At 70.8% G+C, this 19,058-nt stretch carries 15 protein-coding genes; 10 read left to right on the forward strand and 5 right to left on the reverse strand.

Translation table 11 applies throughout. The annotated features are described in order from the left end of the window. The 4 genes from ACS5RC_RS10300 to ACS5RC_RS10315 all read right to left on the reverse strand — a co-directional run bounded on the left by ACS5RC_RS10300 (nucleotide 1) and on the right by ACS5RC_RS10315 (nucleotide 3,561). A complete protein-coding gene (locus ACS5RC_RS10300; RefSeq protein WP_478343756.1) occupies nucleotides 1–1,257 on the reverse strand; it encodes an NAD(P)/FAD-dependent oxidoreductase in 1,257 nt (418 codons plus the stop codon). Nucleotides 1,258–1,668: 411 nt separating this feature from the next. Beyond that, nucleotides 1,669–1,881, reverse strand: coding sequence for a hypothetical protein (locus ACS5RC_RS10305; RefSeq protein ID WP_478343757.1), 213 nt, complete (start codon nucleotides 1,879–1,881; stop codon nucleotides 1,669–1,671). 68 nt (nucleotides 1,882–1,949) lie between these two features. Next, entirely contained in the window at nucleotides 1,950–2,966 is a 1,017-nt protein-coding gene (locus ACS5RC_RS10310; protein ID WP_478343758.1) for a CmpA/NrtA family ABC transporter substrate-binding protein, read from the reverse strand. A 7-nt stretch (nucleotides 2,967–2,973) separates the two neighbouring features. Beyond that, the gene (locus tag ACS5RC_RS10315) at nucleotides 2,974–3,561 is read right to left on the reverse strand and encodes an ANTAR domain-containing response regulator (RefSeq protein ID WP_478343759.1); all 588 of its coding nucleotides are present in this window, start codon (nucleotides 3,559–3,561) and stop codon (nucleotides 2,974–2,976) included. Between the two features lie 314 nt (nucleotides 3,562–3,875). Between ACS5RC_RS10315 and ACS5RC_RS10320 the strand changes: the two genes are divergently transcribed. From ACS5RC_RS10320 to ACS5RC_RS10350, 7 genes are all read left to right on the forward strand, one after another. Next, nucleotides 3,876–4,460, forward strand: coding sequence for a hypothetical protein (locus ACS5RC_RS10320; protein ID WP_478343760.1), 585 nt, complete (start codon nucleotides 3,876–3,878; stop codon nucleotides 4,458–4,460). Nucleotides 4,461–4,537: 77 nt separating this feature from the next. Continuing rightward, nucleotides 4,538–6,442 carry a glycoside hydrolase family 15 protein gene (locus ACS5RC_RS10325; protein ID WP_478343761.1) on the forward strand — a complete coding sequence of 635 codons (1,905 nt, stop codon included), beginning with the start codon at nucleotides 4,538–4,540 and terminating at the stop codon, nucleotides 6,440–6,442. 134 nt (nucleotides 6,443–6,576) lie between these two features. Continuing rightward, entirely contained in the window at nucleotides 6,577–8,652 is a 2,076-nt protein-coding gene (gene tkt, locus ACS5RC_RS10330) for a transketolase (RefSeq protein ID WP_478343762.1), read from the forward strand. 120 nt (nucleotides 8,653–8,772) lie between these two features. Beyond that, a complete protein-coding gene (locus ACS5RC_RS10335; protein WP_478343763.1) occupies nucleotides 8,773–11,619 on the forward strand; it encodes a bifunctional transaldolase/phosoglucose isomerase in 2,847 nt (948 codons plus the stop codon). Nucleotides 11,620–11,692: 73 nt separating this feature from the next. Continuing rightward, nucleotides 11,693–12,679 (forward strand): phosphogluconate dehydrogenase (NAD(+)-dependent, decarboxylating), encoded by a 987-nt coding sequence (gene gnd, locus ACS5RC_RS10340; protein ID WP_478343764.1) that lies wholly within the window; start codon nucleotides 11,693–11,695, stop codon nucleotides 12,677–12,679. 11 nt (nucleotides 12,680–12,690) lie between these two features. Then, on the forward strand, nucleotides 12,691–13,422 hold the full coding sequence (gene pgl / locus ACS5RC_RS10345; protein ID WP_478343933.1) for a 6-phosphogluconolactonase: 732 nt from the start codon (nucleotides 12,691–12,693) through the stop codon (nucleotides 13,420–13,422). 779 nt (nucleotides 13,423–14,201) lie between these two features. Continuing rightward, the gene (locus ACS5RC_RS10350; protein WP_478343765.1) at nucleotides 14,202–15,248 is read left to right on the forward strand and encodes an HD-GYP domain-containing protein; all 1,047 of its coding nucleotides are present in this window, start codon (nucleotides 14,202–14,204) and stop codon (nucleotides 15,246–15,248) included. 49 nt (nucleotides 15,249–15,297) lie between these two features. On the opposite strand, the gene ACS5RC_RS10355 is transcribed toward ACS5RC_RS10350, so the two are convergent. Continuing rightward, a complete protein-coding gene (locus ACS5RC_RS10355) occupies nucleotides 15,298–16,422 on the reverse strand; it encodes a 2'-deoxycytidine 5'-triphosphate deaminase (protein ID WP_478343766.1) in 1,125 nt (374 codons plus the stop codon). 276 nt (nucleotides 16,423–16,698) lie between these two features. Between ACS5RC_RS10355 and apaG the strand changes: the two genes are divergently transcribed. The 3 genes from apaG to speG are packed head-to-tail and all read left to right on the forward strand — an operon-like array spanning nucleotide 16,699 to nucleotide 18,868. Beyond that, the gene (gene apaG, locus ACS5RC_RS10360; protein ID WP_478343767.1) at nucleotides 16,699–17,091 is read left to right on the forward strand and encodes a Co2+/Mg2+ efflux protein ApaG; all 393 of its coding nucleotides are present in this window, start codon (nucleotides 16,699–16,701) and stop codon (nucleotides 17,089–17,091) included. Nucleotides 17,092–17,138: 47 nt separating this feature from the next. Beyond that, nucleotides 17,139–18,308, forward strand: coding sequence for an acetylornithine deacetylase (gene argE / locus ACS5RC_RS10365; RefSeq protein ID WP_478343768.1), 1,170 nt, complete (start codon nucleotides 17,139–17,141; stop codon nucleotides 18,306–18,308). After that, nucleotides 18,305–18,868, forward strand: coding sequence for a spermidine N1-acetyltransferase (gene speG / locus ACS5RC_RS10370; protein WP_478343769.1), 564 nt, complete (start codon nucleotides 18,305–18,307; stop codon nucleotides 18,866–18,868). Before argE ends, speG begins: the two co-directional genes overlap by 4 nt. Nucleotides 18,869–19,058: the final 190 nt, after the last annotated feature.

The raw sequence follows: 19,058 nt of genomic DNA on the forward strand, positions 1-19,058 counted from the left end.
TCACGCGGCGAGGGACTGGGGCGCGGGGCGCCCGAACATGAGGTCGTCGATGTGCTCGGAGACCGGCTCGCCGGTGCGGATCAGGGTCTTGCACCAGCCCTGCTCGCCGATGTCGCCGACGAAGACCGCGCCGATCAGGCGCCCGTCCTCCACGAGGAGCTTGCGGTAGAGGCCGGCCCCGGGATCGCGCAGCACGATCGCCTCTGCGGTCTCGGGCGTGTCCACCACGCCCGCTGAGAAGACCGGCAGGCCCGAGACTTTCAGGCTCGTGGAAAGCGCGGTCCCGGTGTAGCGCGCCTCCTCGCCCGCGAGATGCCGGCTCAGGGTCTCGGCGTGCTCGTAGGCTGGCTCGACGAGGCCGTAGATCATGCCACGGTGCTCGGCACACTCGCCGAGCGCGAAGATGCGCGGATCCGAGGTGGTCATCCGGTCGTCGACCTTGATGCCCCGTCCCGTCTCGAGCCCGGCGCCCTGCGCGAGCGCCAGCGAGGGCCGCACACCCACCGACATCACCACGAGATCGGCCGGGAGCACGGTGCCGTCGGCGAGGACGAGACGCTCGACCTGACCATCGCCCTCGATGCGGGCGGTGTCGGCCTTGAGCAACACCTTGACGCCGCGGGACTCCATCGCGCGCCGCACCAAGCCCGCGGCCTCGTGGTCGAGCTGGCGCTCCATCAGGCGGTCCATCACGTGGAGCAGCGTGGTGTCGACGCCGAGCCGGGCCAGGCCGACCGCGGCTTCGAGCCCGAGAAGCCCGCCGCCGATCACGATCGCCTTGGCGTGCTGGACGGCGGCCTTGCGGATCGCCGCCACGTCCGCGAGGTCGCGGAAGGTGATGACGCCGGGCAGATCCATGCCGGGCTTCGGCAGGCGGATCGGCAGGGAGCCCACCGCCAGCACGAGCTTGTCGAAGGGAAGAACATGCGCCTCGCCGACGATCGCGAGGCCGTTCTCCCGGTCGATCGCGGTGACGGGCGCGCCGGTGATCAGGCGGATGCCGTGACTCTCGTACCAGTCGAGCCCGCGGAAGTTGCAGGCCGCCTCGTCGACCTCGCCGCCGAGCAGCGAGGAGAGCAGCACCCGATTATAGGCCGCCACCGGCTCGGCGCCGACGCAGGTCACGTCGTAGCGGCCGGGCGAACCCTCGGTGAGGCGTTCGAGAAAGCGCAGCGACGCCATGCCGTTGCCGACGACGACGAGGCGTTCGCGCGGCGGCGTCGGGCCGGCCGCCGGGTCCGTCCGGTATGTGACCATCGTCTGACGAATCTCGATTCCCGAAAACAGTCGCTGGCGGAACGCCACGAAAAAAGCCGCTTTCCGTTCGCTGCCGCGCGGCGGTGACCGCCTGCGAGCGAACCGGATCAGCGGCCTCGCTGACGGTGCTGCCCGTCGCCGTTGACGGACCTCGAGTTCAGAGCAGGTTCCGTGCCATGCCGTGCGCACCGCCTCTAAGGCACGGACCGGATAGGGGAATTCGCAGTTTTCGCGCGGCCACGCTTGAGTGCATCCAGGCGCGTGTGCGCTGCACAAAGAAGAGGCGAATGTAAGCGAAACGGGCAGCGGGCCCGAGCCGAGCCGCGCGGCGGCCCTATGCGTGCCGCGGTCGCGCTTGGCGCAGCCGGACCTCAGGCCACGGTCACCCGCGGGACCGCCGGATGGGACGGATCAGAACAGGAGGGAGAGTGCCGCCAGCAGCCCGATCGTGGGCGCGGCCCCGATCACCAAGGCCCAATGCCAGAGGGCGGGGCCAGCGAGCCTGCGGTTGTCGTTGGCCGGGCGGGGCGGACGGGCGCGAAGGCGCACGTAATGCGACAGGGCGAGGCGCTCGCCACGAACCGGCGCTGACGAGGTGGTATCGAGCTTGCGGCATCCGGGCATGGCGACACCATAACGCCCGATCCCCGATCGCGTTCCCGGTCCGCGGGCGGGCGGGCGCTGTCCGCGGCTCATGCGGTCGGATCCAGTTCGGCGAAGATGTCCGGCCGATACACCGCGCCCGCCGCCGCGTCGGGTTCCAGGCCGGCCGGGATCTGACCCGTCGCGCGCATCTGCGCGACGAGCCAGAGCGCCTGCGCCGGCCGGGGTGCCTGCGCCGGAGCGCCCAGGCGAATATAGTGCGGCGCCGACCGCCGCGTTCCGTCGCCGTCGAGGACGATGTCTCCGGAGAAGCAGCGGGCGATCTGCTCGGCATCGACGTCGAGATAGGCCCGGCGTCCCAGGAGATGCGCGAGCTCGCCGCGATTGGCCGGGTCCGCACACCACAGGCCGGCCCGGGCGACCGCTCGCACCAGCGGCCGCGTCGCCCCGTCGAGCCGCGCCGAGACGGCCAGCACCTTCTCGGGCGTGTCCGGGGCGATCTCGCAGCCGAGGGCGGCGATCCGGCCGATCCCCGCCGCGACCGCCACCCCGTTCCAGGGCGCGCCGGAGCAGAACCCGTCGACGAGGCCGCGCCGCAGCGCCTCGACGCTGTGCTGGGGCGGCACGACGACGAGGCGCAGGGCGGCCGGATCGAGGCCTCCGCGCTCGGCGAGCAGGCGCAGCTGATAGGTGTGGCAGGAGAAGGGATGGACGGTGCCGAGGGTGAGGGGCCGCCCGGCGGCGCGGCGGGCGACAGCGGCCCGCGCGAGGGCGCCGGCCACGCTCGCGAGATCGTCGGCCTCCGGCGCCATCTCGGCCCAGAGGGCGTTCGTCACGGTGACGGCGTTGCCGTTGAGGCTCAGCGAGAGCGGCACGACGATGTCGGAGGGGGGGCCCGACAGGCCGAGGACGCTCGCGAGCGCCAGCGGCGCCAGCATGTGCGCGGCGTCGAGATGGCCCAAAGCCAGCCTGTCGCGCAGCGTCGCCCAGGACGGCTCGGCCGAGAGGTCGATGTCGAGCCCCTCGGCGCGGGCGAAGCCGAGCTCATGCGCGACGATCAGTGGGGCCGCGTCGCAGAGCGGCACATATCCGAGATGGAGCCTCATCTGCGCCTCATCCCAGAAGGTCCGCCGTGGTCACGATGGCGCGGGCGATGTCGGCGATCTTGCGCTTCTCGTTCATCGCCTTGCGGCGCAGCTGCTTGTAGGCCTCCTCCTCGCTGAGGCCCTTCAAGGTCATCAGGATCCCCTTGGCCCGCTCGATCAGCTTGCGGTCGGCCAGCTCGCCCCGGGCCTCCGAGAGTTCCCGCTGCAGGCGCGCGAAGGCGTTGAAGCGCAGGATCGCGATGTCGAGGATCGACTTGATCCGCTCCGCCTTGAGCCCGTCGACCACGTAGGCCGAGATCCCCGCATCGACGGCCGCCTGCATCATCGTGGCGTCCGAGCGGTCGACGAACATCGCCACCGGCCGCTCCGCCTGTCGGGTGACGCTCGACATCTGCTCGAGGATGTCGCGGCTCGGGCTCTCCAGATGGATCACGACGACGTCCGGCGCGAGACGGGTGACCCGCTCCATCAGGTCGGCGGTATCCGGGATGACCACGACACGGCCGATCCCGGCGGCGCGCAGGCCCTCCTCCAAGATGGCGGCGCGCGCCTGGCTCGGATCGATCACGGCAACGGTCAGGCTGGATTCGGTCATCGCGGCCCGGCTTCGGGCGACCCCTCGAGCATTCTTCGAACCCGCGCCGCCCGCTCCGGAGCCGCGCCGACCCCGTGAGCCCCATTCCCGGCGCGAAGGCCGGTGTCTTAGGCGTTGCCGGACCGGACGCAAGGTGCATGCCCGCCGCCTCCGCGCCGATATCCCCGGGCGCGCGCCGATCCGACACTGTTACACGGGCGAAAGCGGACGGCCCCGGTTCCGCCGCAAAGCGCCCGCCATTCTGAGACGACGGGATGGCAACGAGATCGGTGCAACGGATGCTCAGGCGAGACCCGCTCACGGTGCGAGACAGGATGACCGCCCGGTCGGACCCGCGCCTGTCCCTGCCGCTCCTGCCCACTCTCGTCACGGCCGTGCTCATCGGGCTCGGGTCCCTGATCTGCCGCGAACCCGCCGCGCCCACCGCGCCGGCGATCGATGCCCAGGCCTTCCACGCGGCCGCCGCCCTCGACGCTCCGCCGGCCCGGTTGCCGGCCGCCCTGATGTTCGCCGCGCAATACCCGCTCGTGCCCGCCGGCTCCTCCGTCGCGGGCGGTCCCTCGGATCCCGCGCTCGCCGCGGTGCCATCGATCGCGGCCGGCCGGCCGCCTGCCGCAACGCGGATCGCGGCCAGTGCGGCGCGGCGGCCCTGCCCGGCCCCGCGCTGCCCGGAGACGCAGCATCGTCAGGCCCCCGTCGCGGTCATCCGCGCGACGGACGAGCGGACGCCGGACGGCGTCGCGGACGCCGAGGAGGGAAGCCTGCCCGACCTTTCACTGCCCTTCGCGCCGATGATCCAGCCGGCCGTGCGCGCCGTGGACGGAGCGGCCTCCTTCGTCCGGGCTCGGATGAGCGGCATCGGCGGCTCTGTGTCGGTGATCGTCGACCGGATGCGCTGACCGGGCCCTGGACCCGCACTGCCCGCGAACTAGGTGCGGTGCATCAAGGGCCTGCCGCCCCGGGATCCGCTTCGTTCATGGCCGCACGCATCGAGGATTACGCGCTCGTCGGCGACGGACGCACCGCCGCGCTGATCAGCCGGGACGGCAGCGTCGACTGGCTGTGCTGGCCGCGCTTCGATGCCGCCGCGCTCTTCACCGCGCTTCTCGGCACCCGCGAGCACGGGTTCTGGCAGCTCGGCCCCGTGGCGGAGGGCGCGCAGACCACCCGGGCCTACCGCGAGGGCACGCTGGTGCTCGAGACCCGCCACCGGACCCACGAGGGCGAGGTGCTGGTGACGGACTTCATGCCGGCCGGCGACGGCTCGCACCTCATCCGGCTCGTGGAGGGGGTGAGCGGGCGCGTCGCCATGCACATGGAGATCGCGGTGCGCTTCGATTACGGATCGGCCGTGCCCTGGGTCTCGCGCAGCGAGTTGGACGATCTGCGCATGATTGCCGGACCGCACAAGGTGGTGCTGCGCACCAACGCGCCCCTGCACGGCTCCAAGCATCAGACGACCGTCTCCGACTTCACCGTGCACGCGGGCGAGACCATGCGGTTCGTCCTCAGCTACGGCGCCTCGCACGAGGAGGATCCGCCGCCGATCTCGCCGCGGCAGGTTCTCGCCGCGACGGACCGCGCTTGGCGCGACTGGTCCGACCACTGCGCCCAGGGCACCCCCTGGGACGCAATCCTCAAGCGCTCGCTCCTGACCCTGAAGGCGCTGATCTACCGGCCGACCGGCGGAATCGTCGCCGCGCCGACGACGTCGCTGCCCGAGCAGCTCGGCGGCGTGCGCAACTGGGACTACCGCTTCTGCTGGCTGCGCGACTCGACGTTTACGCTGCTCGCCCTGATGGATTCGGGCTACCTCGACGAGGCGCGGGCCTGGCGCGACTGGCTGACCCGGGCAGTCGCCGGCAACCCGGAGCAGGCCCACATCCTCTACGGCATCGCGGGCGAGCGCCTGCTTCCGGAGATCGAGCTCGATTGGCTGCCGGGCTACGAGGGCTCGAAGCCGGTGCGCGTCGGCAACGCCGCGGTCAACCAGTTCCAGCTCGACGTGTACGGCGAGGTCTTCGATGCCCTATTCCAGGCCCGACAGCGCGGCATGCCGGAGGATCGCGAGGGCTTCCGGGTCGGGCGCGCGCTGATGAACCACCTCGAGACGGCGTGGCGCGAGCCCGACGAGGGCATCTGGGAGGTGCGCGGCGGGCGCAAGCACTTCACCCATTCCAAGGTGATGGCCTGGGTCGCCTACGATCGCGCGATCCGGAGCTGGGAGGCCATCGCCGAGTCGGGCTCGGCCAGCCGGCTCCTCGCCGGGCATCGCTTGCCGGAGCCTCCGGTGGCGCGCTGGCGCGCGACCCGCGACGAGATCCATGCCGAGGTCTGCGAGAAGGGCTTCGACCGCGCCCAGAACAGCTTCGTGCAGTTCTACGGCTCGACCGATCTCGACGCGAGCCTGCTGCTGATGGCCCATATGGGCTTCCTGCCCCAGGACGACCCGCGGGTGGTCGGCACCGTCGAGGCGGTGGGGCGGAAACTGATGCGCGACGGCTTCATCCTGCGCTACGAGACGCACGACCAGTCCACCGACGGCCTGCCGGGGGGCGAGGGCGCGTTCCTGCCCTGCAGTTTTTGGTACGCCGACAACCTGATCTGCCTCGGGCGCCGGCAGGAGGCCCGCGCGCTCATCGAGCGCCTGATCGCCATCTGCAACGACGTCGGGTTGATCTCCGAGGAGTACGACGTCGAGGCCAAACGACAGGTGGGCAACTTCCCCCAGGCCTTCACGCATGTTGCGCTCGTGAACACGATCCTCAATTACAGCCGCACGGAAGGCCCGGCCAAGGAGCGCGGGTCCGGGTCCGAGGACCGGGGAGCGGGCGGAGGCACCCCGCTCAGCGCACGGGTCGCCGCCGCGGCGGCGCTCTGATACCAACCCGCTCGGATCGCGCGGCGTTGGCATCGGAAAGCCTGCGCGGCGCTTGAGCTAGGTCCCCATCCGCCGTCCCGACGGGATCGTCCGGACTCGGTTCGAGGCGCCAGAAACGTGGAAAGACGAGCACCATGAGCGGAGCAGACACGGTCGCCAGGGCGGCCCTCAGCGAGGCCGAGAAACGCGCGGTCGATACCATCCGGACGCTCGCCATCGACGCGGTGCAGAAGGCCAATTCCGGGCATGCCGGCGCCCCGATGGCTCTTGCGCCGGTGGCCTACACCCTGTGGAACCGCTATCTCCGCTACGATCCCGCCCACCCGCACTGGCCGAACCGCGACCGCTTCGTGCTCTCGGCGGGCCACGCCTCGATGCTGCTCTACGCGCTCCTGCACCTCGCGGAGGTCGCGGAGACGGATGGCGGCAACAGCCCCGCGGTGTCGCTCGACGACATCAAGCAGTTCCGCCAGCTCGACAGCCGCACCCCCGGCCATCCCGAGTACCACTTCACCACGGGCGTCGAGACCACCACCGGCCCCCTCGGCCAGGGCGTGGCGAACTCGGTCGGCATGGCGATGGGCGGTCGCTACCTCGGCGAGCGCCTGAACAGGCCCGAGCTGCCGCTGTTCGACTACAACGTCTACGCGATCTGCTCGGACGGCGATCTGATGGAGGGCGTGGCCTCGGAGGCGGCCTCCATCGCCGGGCACCTGCGCCTGTCGAACTTGTGCTGGATCTACGACAACAACACCATCACCATCGAGGGCCACACGGAACTCGCCTTCGGCGAGGAGGTCGCCACCCGCTTCCTGGCCTATGGCTGGCAGGTGCTGCGCGTCGCCGACGCCAACGACGTCCACGCGATCTCGGGGGCCCTCGAGACCTTCCTGCAATCCTCCGACCGGCCGACGATCATCATCGTCAACTCGATCATCGGTTACGGCGCGCCGAAGAAGCAGAACACCGCCAAGGCCCACTCGGATGCCCTCGGCGAGGAGGAAGTGAAGGGCGCCAAGCGCGCCTACGGCTGGCCCGAGGACGCGCAGTTTCTCGTGCCCGACGGCGTGCACGAGACCTTCCGGGCGGGCATCGGCAAGCGCGGCGCCGCGCTCTTCGACCAATGGCAGGGCTTCTTCACGGCCGCCCGGGAGGCTGATGCCGCCCATGCGGAGGATCTCGATGCCTTCCTCGAGGGGCGGCTGCCCGAGGGCTGGGACAAGGATATCCCGGTCTTCGAGGCGGACGCCAAGGGCCTCGCGACGCGCGAATCCTCCGGCAAGGTGCTGAACGCGATCGCCCAGCACGTGCCGTTCCTGCTCGGCGGCTCGGCCGACCTCGCGCCGTCGAACAAGTCGAACCTGACCTTCGAGGGCGCGGGCTCGCTCACCCCGTTCGAGCCGGGCGGGCGCAACATCCATTTCGGCGTGCGCGAGCACGCGATGGGTTCGATCGTGAACGGGCTCGGCCTCGTCGGCCTGCGCGCCTACGGCGCCACCTTCCTGGTCTTCGCCGACTACATGCGGCCGCCGATCCGGCTCGCCTCGCTGATGGAGCTGCCGGTCTTCCATATCTTCACCCACGATTCGATCGGCGTGGGCGAGGACGGGCCGACCCACCAGCCCGTGGAGCAGCTCCTCTCCCTGCGCGTCATCCCGGGCCTCGTGACGCTGCGCCCGGCCGACGCCAACGAGGTGGCCGAGGCCTACCGGGTGATCTTCTCCCTGAAGAACCAGCCCGCGGTGCTCGCGCTCTCCCGCCAGCCGCTCCCGACCTTCGACCGCGCCCGGTACGGGGCCGCCGCCGGCACGGCCAAGGGCGGCTACGTGCTCGCCGATTGCGAGGGCACGCCGGAGGTGATCCTGATGGCGTCTGGATCCGAGGTGCAGCTCTGCGTCTCGACCTACGAAACCCTGAAAGCCGAGGGCGTGAAGGCCCGTGTCGTCTCGATGCCGTCCTGGGACCTCTTCGAGCGCCAGGACGAGGCCTATCGCGACAGCGTGCTGCCGCCGGGCGTGCTCGCCCGCGTGGCAGTCGAGCAGGGCTCGGTGATCGGCTGGGACCGCTACGCGGGCTCGGCCGGCACCATTATCGGCATGCACACCTTCGGGTCGTCCGCGCCGCTGAAGGACCTGCTCACGAAGTTCGGCTTCACCCCCGAGAAGGTGCTGCTGGCCGCCCGCGCCCAGATCGCCAAGCACAAGAAATAGGCGTCCCGGCGCGGACCGCCCCCGTGTGAGCGGGCGGTCCGCGCCCCTACATTCTCTGGACGACGGTCCGGATCGGCGCCGACCCGCCCGCTGGCGCCGGAGACTTCGCGAGGATTCGACATGAACGCGCTCAAGGCCCTGCACACCGAACAGGATCAAGCGGTCTGGCTCGATTTCGTGGCCCGCGGATTCATCGCCAAGGGCGAGCTGAAGACCCTGGTCGAACGCGACGGCCTGCGCGGCGTCACCTCGAACCCGTCGATCTTCGAGAAGGCGATCGGGCATTCGGACGAGTACGATGCGAGCCTCAAGAGCGTGATGGACGGCGGCGACAGCCGCGTCATCGACCTCTACGAGGGGCTGGCGATCGCCGACATCCAGGCGGCGGCCGACGTGCTCCGCCCGGTCTACGAGGCGAGCGACGGGGCCGACGGCTACGTCAGCCTCGAGGTCTCCCCCTATCTCGCTCTCGACACCGAGGCGACGCTCGTCGAGGCACGCCGCCTGCACGGGATGGTCCAGCGCGACAACCTCATGGTGAAGGTGCCCGCCACCCCGGAGGGCATCCCGGCGATCCGCCAGCTCACGGCGGAGGGCATCTCGATCAACGTCACGCTGCTGTTCTCGCAGGACGCCTACGAAAAGGTCGCCCGCGCCTTCGTCGAGGGGCTCGAGGAGCGCGCGCGCAACGGCGGCGACGTCTCACGCATCGCCAGCGTCGCGAGCTTCTTCATCAGCCGCATCGACAGCCTCGTGGACAAGCTGATCGACGAGAAGGCCGCCGCCCTCAACGATCCGGAGGCCAAGGCCGCGCTCGAAGCCCTCAAGGGCAAGGTGGCGATCGCCAACGCCAAGCTCGCGTACCAGCGCTACAAGGCGATCTTCTCCGAGGCCGGGTGGACGGCGCTCGCCGAGAAAGGCGCCAAGGCGCAGCGCCTGCTCTGGGCCTCGACGGGGACCAAGAACAAGGCCTACCGCGACGTCCTCTACGTCGAGGAGCTGATCGGACCGAACACCGTCAACACCATGCCGCCCGCGACCATGGACGCTTTCCGCGACCACGGGGTGGTGCGGGCCACGATTGAGCAGGATGTCGACGGCGCCCGCACGGTGATGGCTGCCCTCGCCAAGGCCGGCATCGACATCGAGGCCGTCGCCCGGCAGCTCGTCGAGGAGGGCGTGCAGCTCTTCATCGACGCCGCCGACAAGCTGCTCGGCGCGGTCGCGGGCAAGCGCGCCGGCCTTCTCGGGCATCGCCTCAACGCCCAGAGCCTCGCCATGCCGGAGGCGCTCGCGAACGAGACCGGCAAGGCCGTCGAATCCTGGCGCGCCAGCGGCGCGATCCGGCGGCTCTGGGCCCACGACACCTCCGTCTGGTCCGGCGCCGACGAGAACAAGTGGCTCGGCTGGCTCCGGATCGTCGAGGACGAGCGCGAGCAGGCCGACCGCTACGCCGCGTTCGCCGAGTGGGTGAAGGCGCAGGGCTTCAGCGACGCCGTGGTGCTCGGCATGGGCGGCTCCAGCCTCGGGCCGGAGGTGCTGAGCCTGACCTACGGCAGCCGGGAAGGCTTCCCGAAGCTGCGCATCCTCGACTCGACGCATCCGGATGAGGTCCGCGCCGTCGAGGCGGCGATCGACCTGAAGCGCACCCTGTTCATCGTCGCCTCGAAATCCGGCTCGACGCTGGAGCCCAACGTCTTCCGCGACTATTTCCTCGGCCGGATGAAAGCGGTCGTCGGCGACAAGGCCGGCGCGCATTTCGTCGCCGTCACCGATCCGGGTTCCGCGATGGAGACGGCCGCCCGGGACGACGGCTTCGCGAAGATCTTCCATGGTGTGCCGCAGATCGGCGGGCGCTACTCCGTGCTCTCGGCCTTCGGGCTGGTGCCGGCCGCCGCGATCGGGATCGACGTCGCCGAGTTCCTCGACACCGCCCGCACCATGGTCCGCTCCTGCGGCCCGGCCGTGCCGCCCTCCGAGAATCCGGGCGTGGTGCTCGGCGCCGCGCTCGGCACGGCGGCGCGCAACGGGCGCGACAAGGTCACCCTCGTCGCCTCGCCCGACATCGCGAGCTTCGGCGGTTGGGCGGAGCAGCTCATCGCCGAATCGACGGGCAAGCAGGGCAAGGGCCTGATCCCGATCGACGGCGAGCCCGTCGACGTCCCGGCGGCCTACGGCCACGACCGGATCTTCGTCTACCTGCGCGTCGACGGCCATGCCGTGACGCAGCAGGACGAGGCCTTGCGCAGCCTGGAGCGCGAGGGGCACCCGGTGGTACGCATCACCCTCGACCGCGTCGAGCAACTGCCGCAGGAATTCTTCCGCTTCGAGATGGCGACGGCCGTGGCCGGCGCGATCCTCGGGATCAACCCGTTCGACCAGCCCGATGTCGAGGCGAGCAAGATCGAGACGAAGAAGCTGTTCTCGGCGGCCGAGGCGAGCGGGGCGCTCCCCGACGAGACGCCGCTCTACGAGGACGACGGCGTCGCCCTCTACGCCGACGCGGCGAATGCCGAGGCCCTGCCGCAGGCACGCGATGGGCTCGACGCGGCCCTCAAGGCCCATCTCGGCCGGCTGAAGGCGTCCGATTACCTCGCGCTCCTGGCCTATGTGCCCCGCAACGCGCAGACGCACGATGCCTTGCAGGCCGCGCGGCTCGCGGTGCGCGACGCGCGCCACGTCGCCACCTGCCTCGAGTTCGGGCCGCGATTCCTGCACTCGACGGGGCAGGCCTACAAGGGCGGTCCCGATACCGGCGTGTTCGTCCAGATCACCGCCGAGCCGAGCGCCGACCTCGCGATCCCGGGGCGCAAGCTGGGCTTCGGCACGGTCGTTGCCGCGCAGGCCCGCGGCGACTTCGCGGTCCTGGCCGAGCGCGGGCGCCGCGCTCTGCGGGTTCACCTCAAGGGTGATCTCCCGGCGGGGCTGGAGCGCGTCGCCGCGGCGCTCAAGGCCGCGCTCGCCTGAGCGCCGGCACGTCCGACCCCGGGCGCCGCGCCCGGGGAGGTTTTCGACGGGGCATTCGGAAGGATCGGCTGCGATGCAACTCGGAATGATCGGACTGGGGCGGATGGGCGGCAACATCGTGCGCCGCCTGCTGCGCAACGGGCATACGGCCGTGGTCTATGATCGCGACCCGAAGGCGGTGGCAGCCCTCGTCGAGGCGGGCGCCATCGGCGCCGACAGCCTGGACGATCTCGTGGCCAAGCTTGAGGTGCCGCGTGCGGCCTGGGTGATGCTGCCGGCGGGTGCGATCACCGAGGAGACCGTGAAGGCGCTGGGCGCCTCGATGGCCTCCGGGGACACGATCATCGACGGCGGCAACTCGTTCTACGGCGACGATGTGCGGCGGGCGATCCAGCTGCGCGACAAGGGCATCCACTACGTCGATGTCGGCACCTCGGGCGGCGTCTGGGGCCTGGAGCGCGGCTATTGCATGATGATCGGCGGCGACAAGGAAACCGTCGACCGGCTCGACCCGATCTTCGCCACCCTGGCACCGGGCCTCGGTGAGATCCCCCGGACGCCGGGCCGCGAGGGGCGCGACCCGCGGGCGGAGCATGGCTACATTCATGCCGGGCCTTCGGGCGCCGGCCATTTCGTCAAGATGATCCACAACGGCATCGAGTACGGGCTGATGCAGGCCTATGCCGAGGGCTTCGATATCCTCCGGCACGCCGGGGCGGAGTCCCTGCCGGAGGAGCGCCGCTTCGATCTCAACCTCGGCGACATCGCCGAGGTCTGGCGGAGGGGCAGCGTGGTCTCGTCCTGGCTGCTCGACCTGACGGCGAGCGCACTGGCCGGCGACGAGCAGCTGGAGGATTACTCCGGTTTCGTCGAGGATTCGGGCGAGGGCCGCTGGACCATCAACGCGGCCATCGAGGAGGCGGTGCCGGCCACCGTCCTGTCGAACGCGCTGTACCGGCGCTTCCGCTCGCGCGAGCAGGTCTCCTACGCCGACAAGCTGCTCTCGGCGATGCGGCACGGCTTCGGCGGTCATCTCGAGCCGAAGCAGCCCAAGATGTGAGCGGCGCGATGGTGATCCCCCTCCCCCCGGATTCGCAGGTTCTCGCCGATCCGGACGCCGTGGCGCGCGCCGCCGCCGACCACCTCGTCGCCCTCTGCTGGGACGCCCCGGCGGAGCGGATCGCCGTGTGTCTCTCGGGGGGATCGACGCCGAAGAGGCTCTACGCCCTCCTCGCCGGTCCCGACTATGTCGGGCGTCTGCCCTGGGCGCGCCTGCACTGGTTCTTCGGCGACGAGCGCGCGGTGCCCCGGAACGACCCGCGCAGCAACCTCCACATGGTGCGGGACGCCTTCGGGCTGGATGCGCCCGTGCCGGCGTCGAACCTGCATCCCATCCCGTCCGAGACCGGACCCGACGCGGGCGCCCGCGCCTACGCCCGCACCCTGCTCGACTTCTATGGAGCCGAGCGGCTCGATCCCGCCCGGCCGCTCTTCGATCTCGTGCTGCTTGGCCTCGGCGAGGACGGGCACACCGCCTCGCTGTTTCCTGGCAAGCCGGCCCTGGACGAGACCGAGGCGCTCGTCGCCCCGGTGCCGGAGGCCGGGCTCGCGCCCTTCGTGCCGCGGATCACCCTGACCATTCCTGCGCTGGCCTCCTCGCGATGGGCTTTGTTCCTCGTGACCGGAGCCGGCAAGCGCGGGCCTCTGACCCGCCTCGCTGCGGGGGAAGCCTTGCCGGCCGGGCGGGTGACCAGCCTCGGGCGTCTCGTCTGGCTCGTCGACGCGGAGGCGGCCGGCCGCTGAGTCCGGCGCGAAGGCAACGGTCGCGAGAAAAATCGGCGGTCTGCGGTCGAGCGCCTTGATTTCGCTGCAGATGACCGCTCCGCTCGGCAGCACGACCCACGGCCGGCTCAGGCGATGACCGACGACCTCGCGCGCTTCCGCTCTTCGACAGAGCGCATGCTCCTGTTCCGGCGGCGGGGACGCTTCGTCCCGGGCGATCTGCGTGCGGTCTCGGCCGGAGGCCGCGGTGGCGTGGCGACCGGGATGGCGACCGGTGCTCTGCTCGGCCTCGCGGTGCTCTCGGCCTTCGCACTTCCCCTGATCCAGCCGTTCTCAAGGTCCCGCACCGAGTCGGATCGCGCGGAGGTGCCGGCCGTCGCCATCCCACACTCTGAGGACAGCCGCCGATCGCCTCCCGCTGCGCCTCAGCCCGTCGTAGCCGTGGACCGGGTGCCGGATCCTCCGCCGGCCACCGCCGCGGTCGCCCTGGCGCTCGAACCGTTGCCGGCGCTCAGCAGCGACGATCCGACCCTCGATTCGCCCCTGACCGCCCCTCGCCGGGCGCGGGCGGCGCAGCGTCGCCCTGTCGACCGCGCGACGCGCTGCGGCCAGGGCGTCGGAGCCGTGCCGTGCCCACCCACCGCCGCGGCCTCCGTACGGGGCGATGATGAGATTCCGGGGCGCCGTCCAGTATCGCGTTAGGTAATTGGGAAATCCCTTCGCGTAAGACGGAGTGGGAGACGTAGGTCTGAGCCGTCGCCAACGGTCACGCCCTTCGTCACAGCGGAATTGTGCCGGGCATGCTCGTCCTTCTCACCGATCGTCCCGACCGCAGCATCGCTCTCTCGCAGCTCCTGGAGCAGATCGCCCCGTGCCACGTCACGACGATCCGGGGTCGCACGATCGCGACCGCGGACGCGGCGATGGGGCTGGTTGCGGATATCGACCTGATGCAGCCCGACGCCGAGCGGACCCTGCGCGGCCTGCTGGCAGCTCTCGGCAGCGGCCGGACGCCCCTGATCTGCCTCATGCGCAGCATGGGGAGCCGCAGCCTGGGCATCGCGCGCAACCTCGGCGCCGGGCTCTGCCTGCCGGGCGCGACGCCTCCGCTCACCGTTGCACAGGCCGTGCTCGCGCATCTCCGCCCTGCCGCCGCGACGGTCGAGACGGTTGTGGCGCAGGCGGCCGACGAGGCCGGCACGGTGATCACCGGTCTGCTCGACGCCGTGCGCAGCGGCGGCGCCGTCGATGCCGGCGCGATCGATGCCGGCCTGAGCCCGGTGCTCACCGCGGTCGAAGCGGGGGGGCTGGAGCGCTGGCTCGCCACAGTCCGCAACTACGACGACGCCACCTACCAGCATTGCCTGCTCGTCACCGGGCTCGCCGCCACCGTTGCGATCGGACTCGGCTTCTCCGATCGCGACCGGCAGCAGCTGGTGCGCGCCGCCCTCGTCCACGATGTGGGGAAGGCGCGGATCCCGCTCGCGATCCTCAACAAGCCGGGTCGGCTCGACGAGGCGGAATTCGCGGTGATGCGCACCCATGCGGCGATCGGCCACGAAATCCTGGTGGCCGCCGGAGGGTTCGACGCCCCGACGCTCGCGGTGGTGCGCCATCATCACGAGATGCTCGACGGGTCGGGCTACCCGGACGGCTTGTCGGGCAGCGCGATCAGCGATCCGGTGCGCCTCGCCACGATCTGCGACATCTACGCCGCCCTGGTGGAGAGCCGCCCCTACCGCATGCCGATGCGGAGCGACCAAGCGGTCGAGATCCTGCTCGGCATGACCGGGAAGCTCGACATGCCCCTCGTCCGCGCCTTCGCGCAGACCGTGGCCGGGACCTGACGGGTAAATTCCGAGCCGTGCGCGGGCTCCCGCCGAGGAGGCCGCGATGCTAGGCGAAGTGCTTGGAGAGCTTCAGCCCCTGCGCTTGGTAGTTCGAGCCCGCGCCCGCCCCGTAGAGGGTGCGCGGCAGCTCCGCCATGCGCTCGTAGACGAGGCGTCCGACGAGCTGGCCGTCCTCGAGCAGGAACGGCACGTCGCGGGAGCGCACCTCCAGCACGGCGCGCGCGCCCCTGCCGCCCGCGCCGTCGTAACCGAAGCCCGGATCGAAGAAGCCGGCGTAATGCACCCGGAACTCGCCCACGAGCGGGTCGAACGGCACCATCTCGGCGGCATGGTCGGGGGGCACCTGCACCGCTTCCTTCGAGGCCAGGATGTAGAACTGGCCGGGATCGAGGATCAGCGTGCCCGACCCGTCGGAGGGCAGAGGCTCCCAGAACGCGGCGACGCGGTGGCACCCGGGCGCGTCGACGTCGACGAGGCCGGTATGCCGCTTGGCCCGGTAGCCGATCAGCCCGTCGAAGCCCGCCAGATCGACGGAGACCGGGACGCCGCCGAGGAACGATCCGGCGCTGCCGCTGACGAGGGGGGAGCGCGCGTGGAGCGCCAGCAACTCCGCCTCCCGCAGCCGCGGCTCGCCGCGGCGGAAGCGGATCTGCGACAGGCGCGAGCCGGTGCGCACCAGCACCGGGAAGGTGCGGGGCGAGATCTCGGCATAGAGCGGTCCGCGATAGCCGGCCTCGACCTGATCGAAGGCCGCCGCGCGGTCGGTGATGACGCGGGTGAACACGTCGATCCGCCCGGTCGAGCTCTTCGGATTGGCGCTCGCCGCGAGATCCTCCGGCAGCGCCAGGTCTTCCTGCAACTCCGCGATGTAGACGCAGCCCGTCTCCAGCACGGCGCCGGGGCCGAGATCGATGGCATGCAGGGAGAGCGTCGCGACGCAGGCGTCGACCGTCCGGTCCCGTCCGGGCAGGAAGCTGGTGCGGACCCGGAAGGCGCGCCGCCCCAGGCGAAGGTCGAGGCTCGCCGGCTGGATCTGGTCGGGTGCGAACGGCGCGGCCGGCTTGATCGCGCCAGCCTCCGCGAGCGCGGCGATGGCCTGGGCCGGCAGGATACCCTCGGGTCGGTCTCCGGACGGGCGGGCCGCAGGATCCCGCGTCGTGCTCGCTTCCATCGCGCGTTCCCGTCCTGTCTGCGGCTCGTGGCGGTCGGGCGGGGGACGCCGCCGTGGCGGAGCGCCCCTGTCCGAGGATCGATCCTTGTCCGCCCGATCGCCTAAAGGGCCGGTTAAGCGGCTCGCCCGAGGCCGCGGCGGTCGGCCCCGCGCCGTACTCGCCCGCGATTGACGCGGATTCCGCCGCCCACTACCACGTGGGCCACCGGTCCGAGAAGCCGAGCCGAATCGGGTGCGGCCGGTGGAGGTCCCGCTCGGAAGAGGCCAGTCAGGACCATGTACACGGCACAGACGCGCGGAATCAGCGTGACGGTCATGCCCCGGTTCGTCGAGGAGGAATCCTCTCCGGGCGAGAGCCGTTATTTCTTCGCCTACACGGTCGAGATCGTGAACAACGGCGACGAGCAGGTCCAGCTCCGCTCGCGCCACTGGCGCATCATCGACGGGCACGGCTCGTGCCAGGAGGTGCGCGGCACCGGCGTCGTCGGCAAGCAGCCCGTGCTCGAACCGGGCGAATCGTTCAGCTACACCAGTGGCTGTCCGCTCACCACGCCGGACGGCCTGATGGCCGGCAGCTACACCATGGCCACCGTCGCCGGCGAGAGCTTCGAGGCCGAGATCCCGGCCTTCTCTCTCGACAGCCCGCACGTGCGCCGCAGCCTCCACTGAGCTAGAACGGGCGGGCGCCGCGCCGGGCGCTACCCGTGAGCCGAACCATGCCTGAGACCGGTGAGCGGCTGGAGCCGCTCGACCTGCTTGCTCGCCTCGTCGCTTTCGACACCGAGAGCGCGCGCTCGAACCTCGACCTCATCGACTGGGTCTGCGCCTATCTCGACGGCTGGGGCGTACCGTCCATCCGGATCCCCAACGCGGCCGGCGACAAGGCCGCTCTGTTCGCCACGATCGGTCCGGCGATCGACGGCGGCGTGGTGCTGTCGGGCCATACCGACGTGGTACCGGTGACCGGCCAGAGCTGGAGCGCCGACCCCTTCACGCTGCGGGTCGCGGATGGACGCGCCTACGGCCGCGGCGCCGTCGACATGAAGGGCTTCTGCGCCCTCTGCCTCGCCCTGGTGCCGGAGATGCTGCGGGCCGACCTCAAGCGGCCGATCCACCTGCTGTTCTCCTACGACGAGGAGACGACCTGCCTCGGCGTGCTCGATACGATCGCGCGCTTCGGGGTCGACCTGCCGCGTCCTGGCGCGGTGATCGTCGGCGAGCCGACCGATCTCGAGGTCGCGGATGCCCACAAGAGCGTCGTCACGCTCACCACCACCGTGCACGGGCACGAGGCCCATTCCTCCAAGCCGATGCTGGGGGCCAACGCCGTGATGGCGGCCTGCGATCTCGTCGCCGAACTCAATCGCATCGCCGACGCGATGATCGCCCGGGGCGATGTCTCGGGTCGGTTCGACCCGCCCTACACGACCGTGCATGTGGGCACGATCGCGGGCGGCACCGCCCGCAACATCCTGCCCAAGCTCTGCAGCTTCCACTGGGAGTATCGCGGCTTGCCGGATCTCGACGCCGCCGAGATCCCGGCGCTCTTCGCCCGCGCCAGCGAGCGCGTGGTGCGGGAGCGTCTCAACCGCCACGGCGAGTACGGACGCATCGAGACCGTGGAGGAGGTGGCGGTGCCGGGCCTCGCACCGGAGCCGGGCTCGGAAGCGGAACGCCTCGCGCTCCGGGTGGCGGGCCGCAATCGCACGATCTCGGTGCCCTACGCCACCGAGGCCGGACGCTTCCAGGGCGCCGGATTGCCCACCATCGTCTGCGGCCCCGGCTCGATCGACCAAGCGCATCAGCCCGACGAGTACATCACCCTGAAGGCGCTCGCGGACGGCGAGGCGGCCCTGCGCCGCCTGATCGTGGAATGCGCCCGATGAGCGAGCCCGGCGATCGCGTCAAGCTGCGGCCGCTGGAGCGGGAGGACCTGCTCTTCGTGCACCAGCTCAACAACAACGACAGCATCATGCGCTACTGGTTCGAGGAGGCCTACGAATCCTACGCCGAGCTGGCGCAGCTCTACGAGCGCAACATCCACAACCAGACCGAGCGGCGCTTCATCATCGCGACCGCCCGCAACGAGAATGCCGGCATGGTCGAACTGGTGGAGATCAACCACCTGCACCGGCGCTGCGAATTCCAGATCGCGATCCACCCGAATTTTCAGGGCAGGGGTTATGCGTGGCAGGCCACGCGCGTCGCGATCGACTACGCCTTCAGCGTGCTCAACATCCACAAGCTCTACTTGCACGTCGACAAGGACAACAAGCGCGCGGTCCAGATCTACGAGCGTTGCGGCTTCCGACCCGAGGGCGTTCTGCGAGACGAGTTCTTCGTCAACGGACGTTACCGGGACGCGGTTCGGATGTGTCTGTTCCAGCCAGATTATCTGGCCCAGCGCGGCGGTGGCGACATCGCGGAGCCCGTTCTCAAGACCTGACCCCGGGCTCACGAACGAGGGCCTACGAGGCGCGGTTGAGGATCGGGTCGGGTTCGCCCGCTCGACGCGGCAGGCATCCTCGAAACGGCGCGGAGCGCGGTGCATCCGACGATGCCCGCGCCCCGGCTTTGTGGGAGTTTCTAAGCGGGACGTCCACCCCCGGCGGGGGCGGACGTCCGTGATCCGGTCA

The sequence above is a fragment of the Methylobacterium sp. HJ2 genome (genome assembly GCF_056431005.1).

What these genes read in the sequence shown, in the direction of transcription:
- ACS5RC_RS10300 (WP_478343756.1), bottom strand. Translation starts at nt 1,257, where the DNA reads ATGGTCACATACCGGACGGACCCGGCGGCCGGCCCGACGCCGCCGCGC.
- ACS5RC_RS10305 (WP_478343757.1), bottom strand. Translation starts at nt 1,881, where the DNA reads ATGCCCGGATGCCGCAAGCTCGATACCACCTCGTCAGCGCCGGTTCGT.
- ACS5RC_RS10310 (WP_478343758.1), bottom strand. Translation starts at nt 2,966, where the DNA reads ATGAGGCTCCATCTCGGATATGTGCCGCTCTGCGACGCGGCCCCACTG.
- ACS5RC_RS10315 (WP_478343759.1), bottom strand. Translation starts at nt 3,561, where the DNA reads ATGACCGAATCCAGCCTGACCGTTGCCGTGATCGATCCGAGCCAGGCG.
- ACS5RC_RS10320 (WP_478343760.1), top strand. Translation starts at nt 3,876, where the DNA reads ATGACCGCCCGGTCGGACCCGCGCCTGTCCCTGCCGCTCCTGCCCACT.
- ACS5RC_RS10325 (WP_478343761.1), top strand. Translation starts at nt 4,538, where the DNA reads ATGGCCGCACGCATCGAGGATTACGCGCTCGTCGGCGACGGACGCACC.
- tkt (WP_478343762.1), top strand. Translation starts at nt 6,577, where the DNA reads ATGAGCGGAGCAGACACGGTCGCCAGGGCGGCCCTCAGCGAGGCCGAG.
- ACS5RC_RS10335 (WP_478343763.1), top strand. Translation starts at nt 8,773, where the DNA reads ATGAACGCGCTCAAGGCCCTGCACACCGAACAGGATCAAGCGGTCTGG.
- gnd (WP_478343764.1), top strand. Translation starts at nt 11,693, where the DNA reads ATGCAACTCGGAATGATCGGACTGGGGCGGATGGGCGGCAACATCGTG.
- ACS5RC_RS10350 (WP_478343765.1), top strand. Translation starts at nt 14,202, where the DNA reads ATGCTCGTCCTTCTCACCGATCGTCCCGACCGCAGCATCGCTCTCTCG.
- ACS5RC_RS10355 (WP_478343766.1), bottom strand. Translation starts at nt 16,422, where the DNA reads ATGGAAGCGAGCACGACGCGGGATCCTGCGGCCCGCCCGTCCGGAGAC.
- apaG (WP_478343767.1), top strand. Translation starts at nt 16,699, where the DNA reads ATGTACACGGCACAGACGCGCGGAATCAGCGTGACGGTCATGCCCCGG.
- argE (WP_478343768.1), top strand. Translation starts at nt 17,139, where the DNA reads ATGCCTGAGACCGGTGAGCGGCTGGAGCCGCTCGACCTGCTTGCTCGC.
- speG (WP_478343769.1), top strand. Translation starts at nt 18,305, where the DNA reads ATGAGCGAGCCCGGCGATCGCGTCAAGCTGCGGCCGCTGGAGCGGGAG.